Origin of the sequence: Ilumatobacter sp. (genome assembly GCF_041688325.1) — a bacterium.
Taxonomy (GTDB): domain Bacteria; phylum Actinomycetota; class Acidimicrobiia; order Acidimicrobiales; family Ilumatobacteraceae; genus Ilumatobacter_A.
Genome location: NZ_JBDNIJ010000050.1, coordinates 1 through 20,478 on the forward strand (window position 1 = coordinate 1; position 20,478 = coordinate 20,478).

Here is a 20,478-nt window from a genome sequence, read left to right on the forward strand (position 1 = left end):
ACGTCGGCGACGCTGAGCTGAAAGCCGATCCCGCTGCGTTCGAGTTCGTCGCGGAAGTCGTGCCACGCAGCCGTGCCGACGCTGGCGACGACACCGACCCGCAACGGCACTGGCGACACCCGAACTCGACGGTTGGTGTCGAGCAGTCCTTCGGCGGTGAGCCGGCGCATGACTTCGTCGCGTGACTGGGCAATGTCGCCAATGGTGAACTTCGGATCGAGGTTCGCCATCTTGAAACCGAGCCGGCCGCCCTGCGCCCAAAAGTCGAGGTCGCCGTTGATCCGGACGTTCATCCCGTTGCGGAGTTCGAGGCGGAACTTGCGCAGCAGCGGAGCGAGCCGCTGCTTGGCTGGGGCGAACAGCTGGACGTTGAGGACGGCCTTGCCGTTGTCGCCCTCTTCGATGAGCGAGAAGTACGTGTGTGCCCCGCGATCCGACAGGTCGCTGATTTCACCGCGAACCCAAATGCCGCCCCGGAACCCACGCCGCAGGTGATCGTTGATCGCCTCGGCCAATTCGCCGACTGTGAACGTGGGATCGGCGAACTCGTCAGGGACAATGTCGTCGAATTCGAAGGCGGGCTGGCTCACTGCGCTCGATTCAATCAGACGCGAGCACGGGTCGGGCCCTGATCAGGCCCCGAGTTGGCGGACAGTGCCGCCGAAAGATATCTCGTTCTCGTCGTCATCCTGTGCGGGGGCAAAGAGCTCACCGTCGACGGGCAGGCCCCGCTGCTGGCGAATGCCATCAAGCTCACGCAATGGCCGTTCGAGGGCACGGCGACGGGTGCCCGCCAGCGCATCGAACTCTTTGTCGACCGCCTCGAAGCGCTTCTTCACCTTGTCGACCTGTTCGGAGTACTTCGTCCATTGCGTACCGAACTTGCCGATCAGCTGCAGGATTTGGTCGCTGGTCTTTTCGATCATGAAGTTGTCGAAGGCTTGGCGGATGACACCAAGGAATGCGAACAGCGTGAGCGGGGAGCACATGACAATCTGCTGCTTCATTGCATCGTCGAGCAGACTCGGATCGTGCTCGTGAATGAAGCTGGTGAGCTGCTCGTTCGGGATGAAGAGGAGCACGGACTCGACTGCCTGCTGGTCACCGGTGTTGCCGTAGTCGCGCTTGGCCAGTTCTTTCACGCGCATCCGGACGTCGCGGAGGAAGTTCTTCGTGTGCGTTTCGCGTTCGGCGTCAGTACCCGCTTCGAGATAACGCAGGTACGACGCCATCGGGAACTTGACGTCCATGTAGAGCGAGTGGTCCTTGGGCATCGGGAACGTGTAATCGGGCCGGCCGGTGGCGCCATCAATCTGGGTCTGCTTGAAGTAATTCGTGTTCTCGACGAAGCCAGCCATGCGCAGAACGTCTTCAGCCATCCGCTCGCCCCACTGGCCACGAGCCTGCGGGTTGGCGATCGCGGTGCGCAGTGCCTGTGCTGACTCGGCGACCGCCGCTGCGACATCGGCGTGTGCCTTCAACGACGTTTCGACTTGGCCGAACTTCTCGGCGCTGGTCTTGCCGAGCGCACTGACCATGTCACTCAATTTCGACAGTTCGTTCCGCATTTCGCCGTGGACCTGGTCGAGCCGTGTGTCGATGACGTCTTTCTTGGCAGCGAGGTCGGCACTGGCGTGCTGCTGCACCTGCGACGCGGCGGCGCCCAATTGTTCTCGCTGCAAGATGGCGGTCTGGGCGAGTGCGGCGGTGACGGCCGCGTCACGCTCTTCGGTGGCCTGCTGGCGCACGGCGGCAACCGCGCCCTGGACTGCGCTGTCGACCGATGCCTGCAGGGCTGCAACAGTCATTGCCTGCGAACCGAGCTCGGTGGCCAGGTTGGTGGAGGCGCGCTGCTCGGCCTGGCGGAGTGCGAACAAGTAAGCCGCTGCAGCAGCACAGCAAGCGAGCACGAGGCCCATCACGATGACGACGATCAACATGGTGACCACCGTACGGATGAAGTGTCACAGAGTTGCGGGTGCCCCATTGGACCAGGTCAGAGCATCCAGTCGGCGTGATTGGCGCATCGAGTCGCTGCCGATTCGCCCTCGATCGACCAGAGTGACGTCGTCATCTTGCAGAAATGGCGACGTGACGCATCTCCCAGCCGTTGTGACCAGCGTTCACCCAGTGTTGGTGGTCCGGTCGAACAGCAATCGTTACGGTCCAGAAGCATGGTCGATCTTTCCAGCGTCACCGAACCGTCACGCGTCACTGAACCGAACGTCGACGCGCTCGCCATCGTGCAACACGGTGATCGCGTCGTCCCCCTCGAGTCGGTCTTCAACTTCCGCGATCTCGGTGGCTATCTCCTCGGCAACGGCCAGACCACCGAGTGGGGGCGACTCTTTCGCTCTGACGGCCTGTCCCGACTGAACGACAGCGACATCGATGTTGTCGACGCACTTGGCATTCGCACTGTCGTCGACCTCCGCACCTCGAAAGAGATCGCCGAGCGTGGTTACTTCCCGGTGGCCAAGTACCCGGTGGCGTTCCATCACCTGTCGATTATTGACGCCACGTGGATGGAGACCGGCTTCCCCGACTTTCCTGCGACTGAGCAGGGCGGCATCGACTTCTTGATCTGGGCGTATCGAGACATGCTGGCCAACGGCGCCGACCGGTTCGCGCAGGCCATCGCCACGCTCGCCGTCCCCGGCAGTGGCCCGGCCGTGTTCCACTGCGCTGCAGGCAAGGACCGCACCGGAATTCTTGCGGCACTCATTCTTGGCGGCCTTGGCGTGGATCACGAAGTGATTGCCGAAGACTTCGGACTCACCCGCGACGGTATGGCCCGCATGCGAACGTGGCTTACTGAGCATGCCCCCGAAGCTGCTGCTGACATGAACGCGCGTCCGCAGATGATGTTTGGGGCGCACCCTGACGCGATGCGCCAGATTTTGCGTGATCTCGTTGCCGACCATGGCACCGTGCGGAACTACCTCGCCTCGATCGGCATTGGCAACGCAGTGCTGACCGACCTCGAAGCCCGCCTGACCCACTGAGCGTCCCGACCCTGCTCATCGAAGTCCGCCGGCCAGAACCTCCGAACAGGCCCGGTGGATGAACAGCCGGCGAGCGGGATCAGCTGGTGGAGATGACGACGGACTGGATCTCGACCGGCTCGGACGGGCTACCCGACGCTGAGCCGGCCGCTTCCATTTTGACGACGGTCTCGTCGAAGCCTGTGGCGACGTCTCCGAACAGTGTGTACTGCGGCGGCAGGGCAGCACCCTGGTCGCCGGTGATGATGAAGAACTGGCTGCCATTGGTGTCGGGCCCGCTGTTCGCCATGGCGATCGAACCGATCTGGTACTCGCCAGCTGCAGGCAGTTCGTCAGCGAACTTGTAGCCCGGGTCGCCGCCGCCGGTGGCCGTTGGATCGCCGCACTGGACAACGAAACCCGGGATGATTCGATGGCACGTCGTGTCGTTGAAGTACTGGTTGCGGGCGAGGAACACAAAGTTGTTGACCGTGACCGGTGCCTTCTTCTGGTCGAGTTCGATGGTGATCTCGCCCTTGTTCGTCGTGACGAGTGCACTGTAGGACCGGGTTGCATCGAGACACATCGGTGGCTGCGCGTCAAATGACTGCTGCTGCTTGGCGGAGCCGTCGGGCGACGGGCATCCGTCGGGAACGAACTCGCCGGTCGCAGCGAAGACTTCGCCGTCATCTTCGACAGGCTGTGGCTCTGCGTTCGGGTCGACGCTGGTATCGGATGAATCGCCGGCGACGGTGTCGTCGGCGGCGTACGCATTTGCCACCGTGTCGGTCGTGGCGGCATCGGTCGTGCCGGCTTCGTCGTCGCCACCGATGAACGTGTTGGCGATCAGCACGATGCCGAAGACGGCAACGATGGCACCAACGACGATCATTGCGGTGCGCGTGGTTTTTTGACGCGTCACGGCCTTGGCGACCTGGTGGTCCTTCGTAGCCTTGTTGGTCCGCTGGCGTTCTCGTTTATTGGTTCCCACAGGGGCCAGACGATACCCGCAGCAGACGGCGCCAGCGGCAACGCCACCGTCATCTTCTCAGGCATCTTCTCTGGCATCTTTCTGGGCAACGTTTCGGGCACTTCTTCGGCAGTTTCTCGGGTGACCATCGCGTGCTCAAGGTGTTCCGTCGATTTGCCGAAGAAAGACTGACGGCGGCTACCACGCTCGATTGCTGCTGACCAGACCCCCATGACCATCGACACGAATATGCAGACTCCTGACGCCAGCGCTCAACCTGGCGCCTCAGCCGACCTGACGCGCCGCCAGGCGCCTGCGTCGATGAATGTCATTGGAACCATCGTTTCAGGGGCCGGGCTCATTGCCTGGTTCGCGTGGTTGTCGTGGCGCACTACTTCGTTCAACGGCAACATCGTCAATATCGCGATCCTCGCTCTCGAACTGGTTGCGTTCGCGGCATCGCTTGTGGTGTGCGCCGGGCTCGCCGTTTCCCGACCGCTCCGACGTCGAGACCGACGCGCCACCGACCGCGATCGTCAACTCCCGGTGCTGCTCGCTGAAGCGTTCGGCCTTGGCGCAGTCATCGACGAGAAACCGGCCGTCCGCCGCATCGGCAACGACGACACTGGCGAGATTGCGTGGGCCCGTCGCGGTATTAGCGTGCTCCGTGAACAACGACGACTCGATGCCCGAACGAGACTCGCCAGCGACAACCTGCGCCAAGCCGCATGGTCCGTCGTCGCGCTCGATGGATTGCGCCGGTTGTGCAGTGTCATCGTGCTCCTTGTCGTGCTCTTCACGGGCGCCATACCGTTCGACATCCCCTCAACAGAGCGAATCGCGCTCTTGGTCGGCGGCATTGGTCTTGTGTCGATCGGCAATTGGTTCAGCTCTGGTGGGCATCTCCGCCCGGGTGCTCGTCTGATGTGGTCAATGGCATCGATTGGGGCCGGCCTCGGCGACGGCATCTCCCGCTCAGGGTTGCCAATTCGATGGGTGATGACGATGGCCACGCTCGTTGCCCTCAACATCGCCGTTGCCTTGCGTGGCATGAGCGATCGATGGACGCATGGATTGCAGCCGATGGAACGTGACACCAGAATCGCCGCCATGTCGATCGCGGTGGGCCTCGTGGTGGTCGGCGGTCTCGCGCTGCGTCGGATGCCGCGTCCAGAACTTGGCTTCTACGGCGCAACCGGTCGCCTCGAAGAGGCCTCGGTTCGACGCCTTGCTCTCGGTCTCACGCTCGCAGTTGCAGCCGTCGGATTCGTCGCCGGAGTCCTTCCCGTCGACGTTCTCAACGCTGCTGTCGTCGCACCGTGAGAAATTTCTTTGAGAAATTCCTCAAGTCGACCATGCAACACGCCGATGCACCCCCTCATTGGCCCGTAGAGCGTTGGATGATCTGCCGTTCCTCAACAGCTGTGGGGTCACCCGAGGACTCGGTGCGTGCCCGGTAGATTGAACTCGATGGCAAAAATGCGTCTGTTTGCTTCGGCCCGAGAGGCCGCTAGGACGGGAACTGACGTTTTCGATGGTGCCACGCTGGCTGACGTTCTGTCGGCAGCCGAACAACGCTATGGGCCTGGATTCAGCGATGTGCTGAGCACGTGCCGAGTCTGGGTGAACGGTGATGATGTCGGTCTCGACACCGCACTCGGACCGAATGACGAAGTGGCGGTTCTCCCGCCCGTATCTGGAGGATGCACGTGAGCGACGCCACAACCCAGACCAGCCCTGATCCTGCAGGGCTCTCGCTGACCGATCTGCGCGCGCTGCGTCAGCAGCTCCAGCACGAAGATGACATCGTCTCCTACGCACGTCGTGTGGCGCAGGCCCGTTTCGATCTCGTGAATACCGAACTGTCGCGGCGTGACGCTGGCCCCGACGCCGACCTCAATGCCCAGATCGGCGTCGTGCTCTCGCAGCAGCTCACTGGAGGCCCGGCTCGGCCTCCTCGTCCGACCGAGGACCTCAGCGACAACCCGCTTGCCGACGAACTGGATGCCGTGTGCGCCGAATTCCATTTCGGACGGCTCGAAAAACTCGACAACACAGAACTCGATTCTCTCGCTGATGCCATTAGCGAATTCGAGACCAAGGTGTCGTCGGATCGACGTGAGCGTTTCGATCGCCTTGATGCGCTGAGCGCCGAACTCGTTCGCCGCTACCGCGACGGCGAAGCCAACGTCGACAGCCTCCTCGAGGGGTGATCCTGACCGTCTCTCGTCCCGAGAGACTCTGAACACGACATCTCGGTCAGTGCCTTGCCTCGGTAGGGTCAGAATCCGTGGTGCTTCGAGTCGCAGTGATCTCCCTCCACACCTCCCCGTTGCTCCAACCCGGCTCCGGTGACAGCGGTGGGATGAACGTCTATGTGCGTGAACTCGTGTCGTCGCTCAGCCAGATCGGCATCGAGTGCACCACGTTCACTCGCGCCGACCGCGAGGGCTTGCCAGCCGAAGTACTCGTCGAGCCCGGTCACCGGGTGGTGCACATCGAGGCGGGGCCGCACCATCTCCCGAAAGAGGCGCTGCCGGAGATCTCGGACCAGTTCTGCCACGGCGTGATGGAGTGGATCGCGGCTCACGAGAAGCCCGACATCATTCACGGGAACTACTGGCTCAGCGGCGTCGTCGGTCATCATCTCAAGCACGAACTCGACGTCCCGTTCGTGTCGACGTTTCACACGCTGGCCCGAGTCAAAGCCGAAGGTGGTGACCCGGAACCAAAGTGGCGTGACCGGGCCGAGGCCGAGATCATCCAGTGTTCTGATGCGATCTGCGTGAGCTGCGCCGAAGAAGAAGAACAGTTTCGCCGCCTCTACGGCGACCCGCATGGCCGAATCGAGATCATTGCGCCAGGTGTCGAGCACGCCTTTTTTGCGCCAGGCGACCAAGCCGCTGCACGCAAGGCCATCAACGTCGACCCGGACATTCCGTTCATTCTGTTCGTTGGCCGTATCCAACCGCTGAAGGGGCCCGACGTTGCCATTCGCGCACTTGCTGCACTCGGCCGACCCGATGCACAGCTGGCCATCGTCGGTGGTTCGAGTGGCAGCAACGGTGACGTCCAATCATCTGAAGCCCACGCGCTGGTCGACGAACTCGGTCTGCATGATCAGGTGCAGTTCATCGAACCGAAGCCGCACCACATCCTTTCCACTTGGTACCGAGCGGCGGACATCGTGCTGGTGCCGAGCCGCAGTGAGAGCTTTGGGCTTGTTGCGCTCGAAGCTGCAGCGTGCGGCGTGCCGGTGGTGGCAAGCGCCGTCGGTGGGCTGGTCAGTCTCGTCGACGACGGGGAAACCGGTTATCTGATCGAAGGCCGCAAACCGGCCGACTATGCCGACGCCATGCGCACGATTCTCAACGACTCCGAACTTGCCGCGTCGATGGGTAAGGCCGCCGTCGAACGGGCCAAGGCCTACACCTGGCGTGCAGCAGCGGACCGGCTCCTTGACGTCTATGCCGAACTGGGTGTCGGAACACTTGTCACCTGTCACGATGCCGGCGAGGAGTCGACATGATCGAACCAATGAACGTCGCCGAACTGGCCGTGCTGCAACGCCAGATCGATGAATGGTTGAGCGAACTCGATGCCGGTCACGACCACATCGTCGCCGTCGAACGCGTTGCTGAAGCGAGCTCCGAATCTGGTGTGCGGTGGCTCGTGCGCATGCGGGGCGAGGAGAAGGACTTCACCACGGTGTGGCTCACGCTCGGCCAGCGCACGCTGAAGTACGAGACGTTCGTGACGCCCGCGCCCGAGGAAAACCATGCCGCTCTGTACGAGCATGTGCTCCGTCGGAACGATCGGCTCGTCGGCGCTCGTTTCTCCATCGGGGCCGAAGACGGAATCTTCCTGCGTGGAGAACTCTCGGCGCGTCACGTCGATCTCGATGCGATTGATCAGGCACTCGGCCTGCTCTACGCCAACGTCGAGCAGTGCTTCAAGGGCCTGCTCCGCATCGGCTTCGCCTCCCACTTCCCCGGTTGACTGCCGCACCGGATGTAGTGTGAGCGATAGCGGGGTCGGTCGCTGGAATGGCTCACACAAAACTCTGGATTGGCTTTTGTGTGGGGGCCAGCTTCCGCTTGCGATGCTTGCGTGCCCACTGTGTTTGTGTCCGGGCGGGTGCGCATCGGGGGAGTCGGTCCCTTGTGCCCGCCCGGGCGGAACGGCAGAACGGCACGGCTTGAACCCCACCAGTCGGAACGGTTGGAGTCGAGTAGCCAGCTACCGTTCCGGCGATGAGCGCGACGACCGGCAGCGAGATAATCGACCTGGTGATGATCGGCGGCGGCAACATGGGTGCTGCGCTGCTGGGCGGGATGGTCAACTCTGGGGCGTTCTCCCGGGAGCAGCTCGCTGTTGTCGAACTGCGTGAGGAGCGACGCACCGAACTCACCGAAATGTTCCCGGGAATCATCGTCACCGAGTCGATTCCACCATGCCGTTCAGCGGTGCTCGCCGTGAAGCCGCAAGGTGTGGCTGGCGCAGCAGCGGCAGCAGCGGCGGCCGGAGCGACGCGCCTTCTCTCGATCGCCGCCGGCGTCGGCATCGCCACCATCGAAGCGGCAGCCGGTCCGAATGTTGCTGTCGTGCGCTGTATGCCGAACACGCCGGCGCTCGTCGGGAAGGGAACGTCGGCGATCGCCGGTGGGAGCACGGCCGACGATGACGATCTTGCCTGGGCGGAGTCGATCCTCGGCGCCGTCGGCATCGTCGATCGTCTGCCCGAATCCCAGCTCGATGTGTTCACAGGGGTCGCCGGATCCGGTCCCGCGTACGTCTTCCTCGTGGCTGAGGCGTTAATCGAGGCGGCAGTCGCAGAAGGCTTCGACCCCGACATTGCGGAGCGCATCGTCACCCAGTTGCTGCTCGGCGCATCGACGCTGCTCGCGCAACAAGGTGACCCTGCGACGCTGCGCAAGAACGTCACGTCACCGAACGGCACGACTGCGGCCGGTCTTGCCGTTCTCGAAGCGCAGGGCCTCCGCTCGATCTTTGCCAGCGCAGTCAACGCAGCAACCGAGCGCAGCCGCGAACTCGGCTGACAAATCCTGGGTCCGGCGGCTCGTTCTCGTCTTCGTCGATGAGCGACCCGCTGCTGACGCCGTATCGACTCAAGCATCTCGAGCTGCGGAACAGGATCTTCTCGTCGGCGCACGGGCCGGCTGACGCCGAGGGCGGCATGCCGACTGACCGCTACCGGCTCTATCACGAAGAGAAGGCCAAGGGCGGCGTGGCGTTGACGATGACCGCGGGCTCGGCGGTTGTTGCCCAAGACAGCCCGCCACCGTTCGGCAATCTGCACGCCTACGACGATGCGGCCGAACGGATGCAGGCCGGCGGAATCGATGGCATTGAGTTGCAGTCGTACGGGCACCTCTTCGACGCGTGGTGGTCGCCTGGGACCAACCGTCGCTCCGACGAGTGGGGGAGCGACTTCGACAACCGGTTGCGATTTCCGTGGCTGGTCCTCGAAGCAGTGCGCGAGCGTGTCGGGCCCGACTTCATCGTCGGCCTGCGGATCTTCCTTGAAGAAACGGTTCCCGGCGGATTCGACCTTGACACCGGGATGGAAATACTGCGCCGGCTGGAGGCATCGGGTCTCATCGACTTCATCAACGTGGCGAAGTGTTCGATCCACAACGATGTCGAGCTGACCAGCATCGTCCCGATCCACGGCATGGCGTCGGCACCAATGCTGGACTTCGCAGGCCGTGTGCGCCAGGACACGACGCTGCCCGTATTGCACGCTGCGAAGATCGACGACGTCGCCACTGCCCGTCATGCGATTGCCGAAGGCAGGCTCGATCTCGTCGGGATGACCCGTGCCCAGATCGCCGATCCGCATCTTGTCAACAAGATTATCGAGGGCCGCGAGTCGGAAATCTGGCCCTGTGTCGGTGCCACCTACTGCCTCGATCGCATCTACGAAGCCGGCGAAGCGCTGTGCCTGCACAACGCGGCAACGAGTCGTGAAGCCACGATGCCCCACGTGATCGAACGCGCGACAGCTCAGCGGCGGGTCGTGCTTGTTGCGACCGGCGGTCTGCCGCAACTGCCTGGCCTGGAATCTGGTGCCGATCTCGTGTCGTCGAGCTGGGACGTCCTTGGCGGCGATGTCACGCCGACCGGCTCCGTACCTTTCTTTGACGACAACGGCACCCACTCGGCGATGAGCGCGGCCGAAATGATCGCTCGTTCTGGCCGTGACCTGGAGATCGTCACGCCCGAACGCATGCTGGGGATCGAGGTGGGTGGCATGAACCACGCGCCCTACGCCCGAGCTTTCAACGAGACTGACACCCGAATCACCTTGAGCCAGCGGCTGCTCTCGGTGCGACCAGAGGCAGGCCGTCTGTGTGTTGAGATCGGCAGCAATCACTCGGCACATCGAGCAGTACGCCACGTCGATCACGTCGTCGTTGACCATGGCACGCAGCCGCTCGCTGAGCTGTATTTCGATCTGAAACCACAGTCGAGCAACCTCGGCGCGGTCGACTACGGCGCACTTATGGAAGGCCGAACGCAGCAGCTGGTTCGCAACGCAGCCGGCATGTTTCAGCTGATGAGAATTGGCGACGCGGTCGCGAGCCGCAACGTGCACGGTGCCGTGTTGACGCATTGCGCCTGGTCAAAGACCTCTGATCGACTTCTGATCGTGAGCGGCGAGGGGGTGGAAAACGAACAGAGCCGATGCCAACCCCCCAGGTGGCACCGGCTCTGTCGCGTTGCGTTCACCGAATAAGTCGGGCGAACGGATCCTTGTTTTGCACAGACTAATTCATTATCCGCGGGTGTGACAAGGGCCACTTTCCGAGATTTCGTCAATGCCGAAAGACGCAGGCCGAACTCAACTCCGGCGGATACTGACCTGTTGCGTGACTGGACCATTGGCCCCGCCATTGCCAGCGTCGGAACTCTCCGTGAGCGTCACCTGGTCGCCGACGTCGAGGCCGAGTTCTTCTGCGGCCGATCGCCGATCCATCGCCACGGCGAGCATGCCGCTTGAATCGTGGACGAGGCCGACAGCGCCGCCAGCGAGTTCGGCGAACGAGGTGGCGCGAACGCAGTTGCGGGTGGTGCCGCCGCTCGGATCTGCAGGAGCACTGAAACGCACATCGATCCGATTGCCGAACGACGCAGGAATGTCGTCGGGCCCCACGTTGAGTTGTGCGTTGCCGAAACGGTCGACCCAGAGCACCTGGGCAATGACCCTTGTCTCGTCCGATTGCGGAAGCGGGATCACGCCGGGGAGCAGCAGGTCGGCATCGACCGGGTCGCCGAGTTCGAAGAGATCGACGCCGTTGCAGAGGTGCGCGGCTGCTGGTGCGAACACATCGCGGCCGGCAAACGTGGCGCCGATTGCGTGGAGTTGATAGTCGGCGTTGTTGAGATGCACCGCTCGGCCGGCTCCGCCTGCCATCGACACGGCGGGTGCGAGCAGGCCGTTATCCGGGCCGACGAGCACGCCTTCGCCGTCGGCGACTTCGATCGCCAACGCCTTACGCGACGTGGCAACACCAGGGTCGACGACAGCGAGCACGACGCCCGAGGCCACGTAGCTGATCGAGCGGGCAAGCGCGAGCGAACCGGCGCGTACGTCGAAGGGAGCAACGCCGTGGGTGAGGTCGATCACGACAGCGTGCGGCGAAATCTCACGGATCACCGACTTACAGACACCGACGAACTCGTCCTGCGTCCCGTAATCGGTGAGGAAGGAAACGGTGTCGTACCTGCGGCCCATCACTACCTGACGCTATCTACGGCCTTCGCTATCTACGGCCTTCACGGTGTCCCTCACTCTGTCCTTCACGGCGTCGATCACGGTGGCCCTCACGGCGTCGATCACGGCGTCGATCACGGTGGCCTCACGGTCAGCTTGGGCGGGTGCCGCGCGGGCCCGCATAAGCGAACCCTGTGACACCTGTACCGAAACACGCGGCGCCCACGTTGGTCACGTTCTGCGCGCGACCGTACGATGGCAGCAATGTCCGTCGGCTCCCGTCCCCTCGTTCCGTCGCGGCTCGCGCCCGGCGGTGTGGCACACGGCAATCGTCGTGCGCCCACCACGGTTCTCGGTGCCTACATTGCGCTCACCAAACCGCGCATCATCGAGCTGCTGTTGATCACCACGGTCCCCACGATGATCCTGGCCGAACGAGGCTGGCCTTCGACGTGGCTCGTCGTCGTGACGTTGATCGGCGGAACCTTGTCAGCCGGCAGTGCAAACGCCGTGAATATGTACGTTGATCGAGACATCGATGCGTTGATGGAGCGAACGCAGGCCCGCCCGCTCGTCACGGGTGTGATCGAGCCGCGCAATGCCTTGATCTTCGCCCTGAGCCTGCAGGTGTTTGCTTTCGGCGTGCTCTGGGCCGGTGCGAACCTCCTGTCGGCACTGCTCGCATTCGCTGCAGCCGCCTTCTACATCGGCGTCTACACGATCTGGCTGAAGCGCACGAGCAGGCAGAACATCGTGATCGGCGGAGCGGCCGGTGCCGTTCCGGTTTTGGTGGGTTGGTCGGCCGTGCAGAACAACGTCACCTGGACGCCGGTCGTTCTCTTCATCGTGATGTTCCTCTGGACGCCGCCTCATTTCTGGGCGCTGGCCGTCAAGTACGCCGATGACTACCGCGCTGCCGATGTCCCGATGCTGCCAAGCGTCGTACCGATGGCCGAAGCGGTCAGGCAGATGATTTGGTACACCGCAGCACTCTGCATCTCCACGCTGGTCCTGATCCCGGTGGCCGATCTCGGCTGGATCTACGGGATTGCTGCTGTTGTTCTGGGCGCCGTGTTCCTGGGCGGCACCATTGCGTTGGGCAAGTACCCCAGCGAATCTGCCAGCATGCGACTCTTCGGATTTTCCATCACCTATGTCACGTTGCTCTTCGGCGCCATGTCGCTCGATGTCTTCGTGCAGCACGGGTTCTGACTCGTTCGCCTTGTGAACTTGTTCTCTGGCGTGCGGCACGAATCTTCGTTTGATTTCAGAAGAAATGCCCCCTTGCAAGTAGTCTCGGGCCGTTGTGTCCCACGACCAAACAGTCGGAATCTGATCCGTTGAACGAAATAAGTGAGCTCCACTTCGTATGACAACCATTGATCCCACCGCCGAAGCCGTTTCTTCGGGTCTCGAACCGGGAGACAGCGCGCTTGGCCGCCTGCTTGACGCCGTAGCCGATTGGCTGACATCAACCGACCATAAGAAGATCGGCCGATTGTTCCTCGGCGGCGGCCTGCTTGGCCTCCTGGCCACGGTCGCCATCAACGTGATCATCGGAGTCGAGCGTGCTGGCATCGGCAACATCGACGACAATGCGCTCGCCCAAATCTTCGACGCGCAGCTCGTCGGGCTCGTGTTCGGCAGCCTGTTACCGCTCGCGATCGGCCTCTGCGTCGCCATCGTCCCGATGCAACTCGGTGCGCGCTCCATTGCCTTCCCCCGCTTGGTAGCAGCTGGGTTCTGGATGTGGGCCGGCGGCCTCATCTTGGCGATGATCGCTCTCGCCAACAACGGCGGCGGCCTTGGCGGCAACCCCGACATGGTCGACCTCTTCCTCGGTGCACACGGCCTCATGGCCATCGGCCTCGCCGCAACCGGCGTCTCGATTGCGACCAGCGTGCTCACCACCCGGGCGCCGGGTATGACCATGCGTCGTGTGCCGTTCTTCTCGATGTCGGCTCTGGTCACGGGTCTCGGGCTTGTCGTTGTCATGCCGGTCCTCTTCGGCACGCTGGCTTACCTCTTTCTTGATCACCGCAACGGCCGCGAGGCCTTCGGTGGCAACACTGGCCTCTACGACTGGGCCGGCTGGATTTTCTCGCCGGGCGCAGCGGTGTTGTTCGCCATCCCCGTCGCCGGTCTGCTCGCCGAAGGCGCAGCACTGCTGTTCAAGCAGCGCACGCCCGCACGCGGTATCGTGTTCGCTGGCTTCGGCCTGATGGGCGTCGCAGCCCTCGGCGCAGTCACCCAAGACGCCGTCCACAACGTTCCGTGGGCTGGCACCGAGTTCTACCTCGGTGGGAGTGACGACGTCCGCCAGAAGCTCTACGACGTGGTGCCGTGGGCAATGTTCAACCTGCTTCCGCTGCTGGGTCTCACGATCGTGTTGCTGATGGCCCTCTTCCTCGCCAAGCCGGTCAAGGGCGTCAAGCCCAACTTGACGCCGGCGTTGGCCTTCGGGTTCCTCGGTCTCGGCATGGTTATGGTCGGCATGATCGGATCGGCGTTGTTTGCCATCGACGACCTCGGCCTCCAGGGCACGGTCTTTGCCGAAGGCGCCCTGATCTACGTGGTCTACGGCACCGTTCTCGCGGCACTCGGTGGCATGGCGCATTGGGCGCCGAAACTCTGGGGCGTCAACCTCCAGGCAGCCAAGGTGCTTCCGCTCGCTGGCCTCGGTGTGCTCGCAACGGTGCTCGCGTCGCTGCCCAGCTACGTTGCCGGATTCGACGAGCCGCGCGACATCTACGCCATTCTCGTCCTCGTCGGCCACGTGCTCATGGCACTCACCGTGCTCGGCTTCATCGGCCTGCTCGCCACTTCGATCATGAGCCAGGATGGCCAAGCCGAAGCCGACCCGTACGACGGTCAGACCCTCGAGTGGGCCACCGCCTCCCCGGCGCCTGCCAACAACTTCGTCGAAGCACCCACAGTCATGTCGGCTGAACCACTGGCCGACAGCAAGTCGGACTACGGCCAAACCCACTCCGAGAAAGGCGATAGCTGATGCAAGCTTTGACCGCCGGCCCCGCTGCCGCACCGCGCCGCCAAATCATCGTTGGGACCACGCTCGGCGTGGTCGCCATGGTGATGATGGTCGGCGGGATGCTCGCCGTCTGGTCCGAACAGCGCACCAACTTCGTCGAGCGTGACGGCAACTGGCTTCCCAGCGGTGTCGTCATTCCTGAAGTCGCTGCCAACGTCGCGCTGATTGCGTTCATCGCCATCTGCACCTTCGCACAGTGGGCCGTGTGGGCTGCCAAGCGCAACGACCGAGGTCACGGCGTCTTCGCGCTCTCCGCGACCGCACTCGTGGCGATCATGGTGATCAATGCACAGGCGTTCATCTACTCATCGATGGGTGTCGGTATCGGCGACGGCGCTTACGCCACCATGTTCTACGCCCTCACCGGTTTGTTTATGGCGCTGATGATCATCGGTGTCATCTTCTCCGTCGTCGCAGCATTCCGGTTCGCCGGGGGGCGCAGCGACAACGAGATCCTCGCCGCCCACGCCATCTACTGGTACGCCATGTCCGTCATCTACACGGCCATCTGGTTCGTCGTCTACGTCACCAAGTGAGTTCTTAATGTTCACTACTGGTTCCAAACTCCTCATCGGCTCCTCCGTCCTCGCGACGGTTGCTGCAGTCGTCTACGGCATCACGCAGAACGAGGCCCTCGGCATCGTCGGCCTCGTATCGGTGGCATGCGCGATGGCCTTCCTCGCCGGCGTCAACATGTGGGCAGCCGACTCCAACCTGTCCGCTCTGGACACCACTGCGGTGGCTACGTCTGAAGCATCCGACGACCCACCCGGCGCCAGCATCTGGCCGATGGTCTTCGCCGTCGGTGCTGCTGCAGTGGTCCTCGGCCTCGTCTCGCAACAGTCGATATTTACGATTGGCCTGGTCATCCTCCTCGCGGCCGGCGCACAGTGGGCCGTGCAGGCGTGGGCCGAGAGCGCATCGACCGACTCGACCACCAACGCGGCAGTTCGTGGTCGCCTCGCCAATCCGCTCGAATACCCCCTGCTCGGAGCATTCGCCGTCGGTGGCATCGCATACGCATTGAGCCGCATCATGCTGTGGCTTTCGAAGACCAACACGATCATTGCGTTCGTCGTGCTCGCCACGGTCATTGCTTGTATCGCATTCATCTTCGCCGCCCGCCCGTCGGTCAAGCGTGGTGCCATCGGTGGTGCCCTGACTCTCGGTGCCGTCGCGATCGTTGCTGGTGGCGTGGCTGCCGGTGTCGACGGCGAACGTGACATCCACGTCCACGAAACCATCGCTGCTGACTCCGCACTCTTCTGCGATTCGCCCGAACACTTCGAGATCGACAAAGGCGCCAGTCAGACCGTTTCCACGAAGTCGAACACCTACACGATCTCGCTGACTGCGGCCGGCAACCTCGAGTTCGATGTGCCTGGCCCGGTCGACCCGGGCGCCGAAGCCATCTCGCTGCCGCGCTCGAACGCGAACAACATCGTGTTCCGTAACGACTCTGGCGAAGCCCGTCGCCTCACGCTCGATCTCGGCCCGGCACCGGAAGAAAAAGCCCCAGCCGAAGCCGCAGCCGCAGAAGAGGGCCATGGCGCAGATGAGTCGCATGGCGACAAGAGCGACCGCAACCTCACGTGCACCTCGCTCGTCGAAGACGGTGGCGCGCAGCTGATCACCGTCAAGTTTGCCGAGCCCAGCTTTGCCTACGCCGATGACGCTGAGGCCTACCGCTTCTACGTTCCCGGCACAGAAGCCGAAATCGATGTGGTCGTGCCGTGACGTACGACCTGCACATGTCCCACCAATCACCGACCACGAAAATGCAGGCTGTGGAAACCACCACTACGTTGATGTCCGTGTCATCTTCACGGCTCGTTCGAACCCTCGTAGCGGGCTCGTTCGCTGCGCTGCTCGCTGGTTGTGCAACTGATGCACCGCAAGACACCTGGCAGCCCAAGGGCCCGAACTCCCAAATGATCAACGACCTCGACTGGGTGGTGTTCGGCATCGCCGGTGTCGTCGGCGTCGTCGTTTTCTCGGTGATTGCCTTCGCGCTCTGGAGGTTCCGCGATCGCGGTCAGCCGATCCCAGAACAGACTCACGGCAAGCCGGCGCTCGAAATTGGCCTCACGATTCTTCCCGCATTGATTTTGGTTGGTATCGCGATCCCTACGGTCGGGACGATCATGGATCTCGCCGAGACCTCCGACACCGAATGTGTCATCAACGTCACCGGCCAGCAGTGGTGGTGGGAAGTTGACTACCCCGTGCAAGACGGTTGTGGCCGTATCGACGAACCCATCGTCACCTCCGGCCAGATGGTCATTGAAGCCGGTACCAAGGTGCTCGTGCGAGGAACCAGCCGTGACGTCATCCATTCATGGTGGATCCCGAGCCTCAACGGCAAGAAGGACATGGTCCCCGGCCGCGTCCACACTGTTCGTCTTGAGGCCGACGAGCCCGGAATCTTTGCTGGGCAATGCACCGAGTTCTGCGGCCTGAGCCATGCCAACATGCGCATGGAAGTCATTGCGATGAACTCGGCAGACTTTGCCGTGTGGAAGGCCAATCAGACTCAGGACTACGTCGCTCCGGCTGTTGGCTCGCTCGCTGCTGAAGGCGAATCGACTTTCATATCACAGTGCTCGCGTTGCCACCAGGTCGATGGCATCACCGACTCCAACGACGAGCTGATCATCTCTCGTCCGGACCAGAACGTCTGGTCAGGCGCAGCGCCCAACCTCACCAACTTCATGACCCGGAACACCTTTGCTGGTGCCTCATGGGATCTCCTCAGTAAGGAATGTCGTCCCGGAGTTTGGGACGCCGATCCGAGCACTGTTGGTGCGGCCTACCTCGACGGTGTCACCGACAGTTGCCTCAACGAGGTCGAACTCCGTGAATGGTTGCGAAATGCACCGGCGAAGAAGCCGATGTACACCGACCCCGAAAGCCTTGAAGAGACCAATGGTCTTGTTCGCGGCATGCCCTACCTCGCCTTGAGCGAGGACCAGATCGACCAGCTGGTCGCTTATCTGCTCGAGCGCAAGTAAGGAGCTGACGTCTTATGGCAATCATTGAACGCCCCACCGAGGCACCGGCCACCACGAATCGTGGACCGGCCCCCGCACCCAAGGCCTCCACCAACTACGGCTACCTCCGTCGCCCAGTCGAAACGACCGGATGGCGCTCGTGGGCCTTTACTGTCGATCACAAGAAGATCGGCATCATGTATGGCGCCGTCGCGATGTTCTTCTTCATCCTCGGCGGCCTCGAAGCAGCCCTGATTCGCTTGCAGCTCGCTGGCCCTGACGGCACAATCCTGTCGGCCGACAAGTACAACCAGATGTTCACGATGCACGCCACCACGATGGTGTTCCTCTTCGTGATGCCGATGGCTGCAGCTTTTGCCAACTACTTCATCCCGCTCCAAATCGGTGCCCGCGACGTTGCGTTCCCCCGGTTGAACGCACTCTCGCTGTGGGTCTTTGTCTTCGGTGGCGTGTTCTTGAATACGTCGTGGTTCCTCGGTGGCGGCGCCGATGGCGGCTGGTTCATGTATGCACCGAATAGTGCGGTGCCATTCAGTCCGACGAACGGTGTCGACTTCTGGGGCCTCGGTCTGCAGATCACCGGCATCGCCTCGCTCGTCGGTGCGATCAACTTGATCGTCACGGTGCTCAACATGCGCGCACCGGGCATGTCGATGATGAAGATGCCGATCTTCACCTGGATGGCCTTCGTCGTCCAGATGTTGCTCCTCTTTGCTATCCCTGTCATCACTGTGGCGCTCTTCTTGCTGATGTTCCAGCGCAGTTTCGGGGCCCAGTTCTTCAGCGTCGAAGCTGGTGCCGACCCACTGCTCTGGCAGCATCTGTTCTGGATCTTCGGGCACCCCGAGGTGTACATCCTCGTGTTGCCATCATTCGGCATCATTTCCGAGGTCCTTCCGGTCTTCGCGAAGAAGCCGTTGTTCGGCTATCCGTTTGTCGTCTTCTCTGGCGCTGCGATCGGTTTCGTCGGCTGGGGCGTGTGGGCCCACCACATGTTCGCCTCTGGCCTCGGCCCGGTCTCGGTTGCCGTGTTCTCGGTGGCCACTATGGCTATCGCCGTGCCGACTGGGGTGAAGATCATCAACTGGACCTTGACCCTGTGGGGCGGCAAGTTGACGTTCACGACGGCGATGCTGTTCGCCATTGGCCTCATCGTGCAGTTCACGATCGGCGGCCTCTCGGGCGTCACGCATGCAGTTGCTCCTTCCGATACGCAGCAAACCGACACCTACTACATCGTGGCCCACTTCCATTACGTGATCTTCGGTGGCGCCGTGCTCGGTCTGTTCTCCGGCTTTTACTACTGGTGGCCAAAGGTCTTCGGGAAGCTCCTGAGCGAGCCCTTGGGCAAGTGGAACTTCTGGCTGATGATCGTCGGCATGAACCTCACCTTCGGCCCGATGCACATCATTGGTCTGCAGGGTCAGCCGCGCCGTATGTACCGCTGGACCGAGTTCCGTGCGGGCGAGGGCTTCTTCAACCTGGGATTCTGGAACCTCGTGGCCACAATTGGCACGTTCATCCTCGGCGTCGGCATCCTGCTCTTCCTGGTCAACATCTGGATCACGCATCGTCCGAACTCGAAGACCGGCCCGGCGCCCGCTGACCCGTGGGATGCTCGCAGCCTCGAGTGGATCACCAGCAGCCCGCCCAAGGAGTACAACTTCGCTCGCACGCCGCAGGTGTCTGAACTCGACGAGTTCTTCCACCGCAAGTACGTCGATGTCGGCGAAGGTGACAAGCACGAGTACGTCCAACGGATGACCGGCGAAGAGGTCATTCAGTTCGAAGAAGACAACGCTGACCCGAACATCCACCTCCCGGCGCCGTCCTACTGGCCGATGGTTCTTGCGTTCGCTCTGCCAGTGATGGCATATGGCGTTATCTACAACACGCTGTTGATCGTTGCTGGCGGCGCGATCGCAACGATGGCAATGTTCGGCTGGGCTCTCGAGCCAGCTGATGCCGAAGCATCCGACTTCGATCCGCCGGTCGAAGGCGACGAAACGAGCAAGGAACTGGCCAATGTCTGATTCGCTCATCACGGAAACGGTGAAGGACGCTGTCCAGATCGTCAAAGATCATAGTGACGACGTGCACGAGCACGATGTGCACGCTGGTGACCATCATTCCGGCGACCATGACGACCACGGAGGCCACCACTCGTCACTCGGTCTCTCGAACACGAAGCTGGCCATGTGGCTCTTTCTCGGTTCGGAATGCCTGCTCTTCGGTGGACTGATCTCCACGTACATGCTGTACCGCAACCGCCACTCCGAGAACCTCGGGCCGGACCAGCTGTGGGACATCCCGTTCACGTCTGCAACGAGCTTCGTTCTCCTCACCTCGTCACTCACGATGGTGTTGGCGGTGTCTGCGGCGAACCGAAAAGACCTTCGTAATACGAAGATCTATCTCGGCGTCACGGCGCTGCTTGGCGCCCTGTTCCTCGCCGGTCAGATTTACGAGTTCACCGTCTTTTACCGTGAGGGCCTGGGGTTCACCACGAGCCTGTTCTCGTCAAGCTTCTTCACCCTCACCGGTTTCCACGGCGTCCACGTCTCGATCGGCATCATCATGCTGGTTGCGATGATCGGCATGCTGTCGAAAGAAAAGGTGTCTGGCGATGAGGCCGAGGCGGTCGAAATGGTCGGTCTCTACTGGCACTTCGTCGACATCGTCTGGATCATCATCTTCACCCTCGTCTACCTGATTCCGGCTTGACC

The 20,478-nt window shown here is 62.4% G+C and carries 19 protein-coding genes; 15 read left to right on the forward strand and 4 right to left on the reverse strand.

Annotated elements, in window-relative coordinates:
• Both ACH2EI_RS03700 and rmuC read right to left on the reverse strand, forming a co-directional pair.
• Window positions 1–590, reverse strand: a 590-nt coding sequence (locus ACH2EI_RS03700; protein WP_395159170.1) for an exodeoxyribonuclease VII large subunit, incomplete at its 3' end; no start/stop codon positions are given.
• A gap of 42 nt (window positions 591–632) precedes the next feature.
• Window positions 633–1,940, reverse strand: a complete 1,308-nt coding sequence (gene rmuC / locus ACH2EI_RS03705) for a DNA recombination protein RmuC (RefSeq protein WP_395153287.1) — start codon at window positions 1,938–1,940, stop codon at window positions 633–635.
• Between the two features lie 234 nt (window positions 1,941–2,174).
• Here rmuC and ACH2EI_RS03710 point away from each other — a divergent pair, with 234 nt between their 5' ends.
• Window positions 2,175–3,005: a tyrosine-protein phosphatase gene (locus ACH2EI_RS03710; protein ID WP_395153286.1), complete on the forward strand. Its 831-nt coding sequence runs from the start codon at window positions 2,175–2,177 to the stop codon at window positions 3,003–3,005.
• A gap of 79 nt (window positions 3,006–3,084) precedes the next feature.
• Here the strand turns inward: ACH2EI_RS03710 and ACH2EI_RS03715 are convergent, their stop codons facing one another.
• Window positions 3,085–3,975 (reverse strand): peptidylprolyl isomerase, encoded by an 891-nt coding sequence (locus ACH2EI_RS03715; RefSeq protein WP_395153285.1) that lies wholly within the window; start codon window positions 3,973–3,975, stop codon window positions 3,085–3,087.
• Window positions 3,976–4,185: 210 nt separating this feature from the next.
• On the opposite strand from ACH2EI_RS03715, the gene ACH2EI_RS03720 reads away from it, so the two are divergent.
• From ACH2EI_RS03720 to ACH2EI_RS03750, 7 genes are all read left to right on the forward strand, one after another.
• Window positions 4,186–5,277, forward strand: a complete 1,092-nt coding sequence (locus tag ACH2EI_RS03720) for a hypothetical protein (protein WP_395153284.1) — start codon at window positions 4,186–4,188, stop codon at window positions 5,275–5,277.
• 147 nt (window positions 5,278–5,424) lie between these two features.
• A complete protein-coding gene (locus tag ACH2EI_RS03725; RefSeq protein WP_395153283.1) occupies window positions 5,425–5,667 on the forward strand; it encodes a MoaD/ThiS family protein in 243 nt (80 codons plus the stop codon).
• Window positions 5,664–6,167, forward strand: coding sequence for a hypothetical protein (locus tag ACH2EI_RS03730; protein ID WP_395153282.1), 504 nt, complete (start codon window positions 5,664–5,666; stop codon window positions 6,165–6,167). Before ACH2EI_RS03725 ends, ACH2EI_RS03730 begins: the two co-directional genes overlap by 4 nt.
• Before the next feature lie 77 nt (window positions 6,168–6,244).
• Entirely contained in the window at window positions 6,245–7,483 is a 1,239-nt protein-coding gene (locus ACH2EI_RS03735; protein ID WP_395153281.1) for a glycosyltransferase, read from the forward strand.
• Window positions 7,480–7,953, forward strand: coding sequence for a YbjN domain-containing protein (locus ACH2EI_RS03740; protein WP_395153280.1), 474 nt, complete (start codon window positions 7,480–7,482; stop codon window positions 7,951–7,953). Before ACH2EI_RS03735 ends, ACH2EI_RS03740 begins: the two co-directional genes overlap by 4 nt.
• Before the next feature lie 254 nt (window positions 7,954–8,207).
• Entirely contained in the window at window positions 8,208–9,014 is an 807-nt protein-coding gene (gene proC, locus ACH2EI_RS03745) for a pyrroline-5-carboxylate reductase (RefSeq protein WP_395153279.1), read from the forward strand.
• 38 nt (window positions 9,015–9,052) lie between these two features.
• Window positions 9,053–10,714 (forward strand): N-methylproline demethylase, encoded by a 1,662-nt coding sequence (locus tag ACH2EI_RS03750; RefSeq protein ID WP_395153278.1) that lies wholly within the window; start codon window positions 9,053–9,055, stop codon window positions 10,712–10,714.
• Between the two features lie 105 nt (window positions 10,715–10,819).
• On the opposite strand, the gene ACH2EI_RS03755 is transcribed toward ACH2EI_RS03750, so the two are convergent.
• Window positions 10,820–11,713: an S-adenosyl-l-methionine hydroxide adenosyltransferase family protein gene (locus tag ACH2EI_RS03755; RefSeq protein ID WP_395153293.1), complete on the reverse strand. Its 894-nt coding sequence runs from the start codon at window positions 11,711–11,713 to the stop codon at window positions 10,820–10,822.
• Window positions 11,714–11,947: 234 nt separating this feature from the next.
• Here ACH2EI_RS03755 and ACH2EI_RS03760 point away from each other — a divergent pair, with 234 nt between their 5' ends.
• From ACH2EI_RS03760 to ACH2EI_RS03790, 7 genes are all read left to right on the forward strand, one after another.
• Window positions 11,948–12,904 carry a heme o synthase gene (locus ACH2EI_RS03760; protein ID WP_395153277.1) on the forward strand — a complete coding sequence of 319 codons (957 nt, stop codon included), beginning with the start codon at window positions 11,948–11,950 and terminating at the stop codon, window positions 12,902–12,904.
• Between the two features lie 157 nt (window positions 12,905–13,061).
• On the forward strand, window positions 13,062–14,702 hold the full coding sequence (locus tag ACH2EI_RS03765) for a cbb3-type cytochrome c oxidase subunit I (protein WP_395153276.1): 1,641 nt from the start codon (window positions 13,062–13,064) through the stop codon (window positions 14,700–14,702).
• On the forward strand, window positions 14,702–15,277 hold the full coding sequence (locus tag ACH2EI_RS03770; RefSeq protein WP_395153275.1) for a cytochrome c oxidase subunit 3: 576 nt from the start codon (window positions 14,702–14,704) through the stop codon (window positions 15,275–15,277). Before ACH2EI_RS03765 ends, ACH2EI_RS03770 begins: the two co-directional genes overlap by 1 nt.
• A gap of 7 nt (window positions 15,278–15,284) precedes the next feature.
• Window positions 15,285–16,478: a hypothetical protein gene (locus ACH2EI_RS03775; protein ID WP_395153274.1), complete on the forward strand. Its 1,194-nt coding sequence runs from the start codon at window positions 15,285–15,287 to the stop codon at window positions 16,476–16,478.
• A 77-nt stretch (window positions 16,479–16,555) separates the two neighbouring features.
• Window positions 16,556–17,752 carry a cytochrome c oxidase subunit II gene (coxB, locus tag ACH2EI_RS03780; protein ID WP_395159172.1) on the forward strand — a complete coding sequence of 399 codons (1,197 nt, stop codon included), beginning with the start codon at window positions 16,556–16,558 and terminating at the stop codon, window positions 17,750–17,752.
• A 14-nt stretch (window positions 17,753–17,766) separates the two neighbouring features.
• The gene (gene ctaD / locus ACH2EI_RS03785; protein WP_395153272.1) at window positions 17,767–19,785 is read left to right on the forward strand and encodes a cytochrome c oxidase subunit I; all 2,019 of its coding nucleotides are present in this window, start codon (window positions 17,767–17,769) and stop codon (window positions 19,783–19,785) included.
• A complete protein-coding gene (locus ACH2EI_RS03790) occupies window positions 19,778–20,476 on the forward strand; it encodes a heme-copper oxidase subunit III (RefSeq protein WP_395153271.1) in 699 nt (232 codons plus the stop codon). The genes ctaD and ACH2EI_RS03790 overlap by 8 nt, the downstream gene beginning before the upstream one ends.
• Window positions 20,477–20,478: the final 2 nt, after the last annotated feature.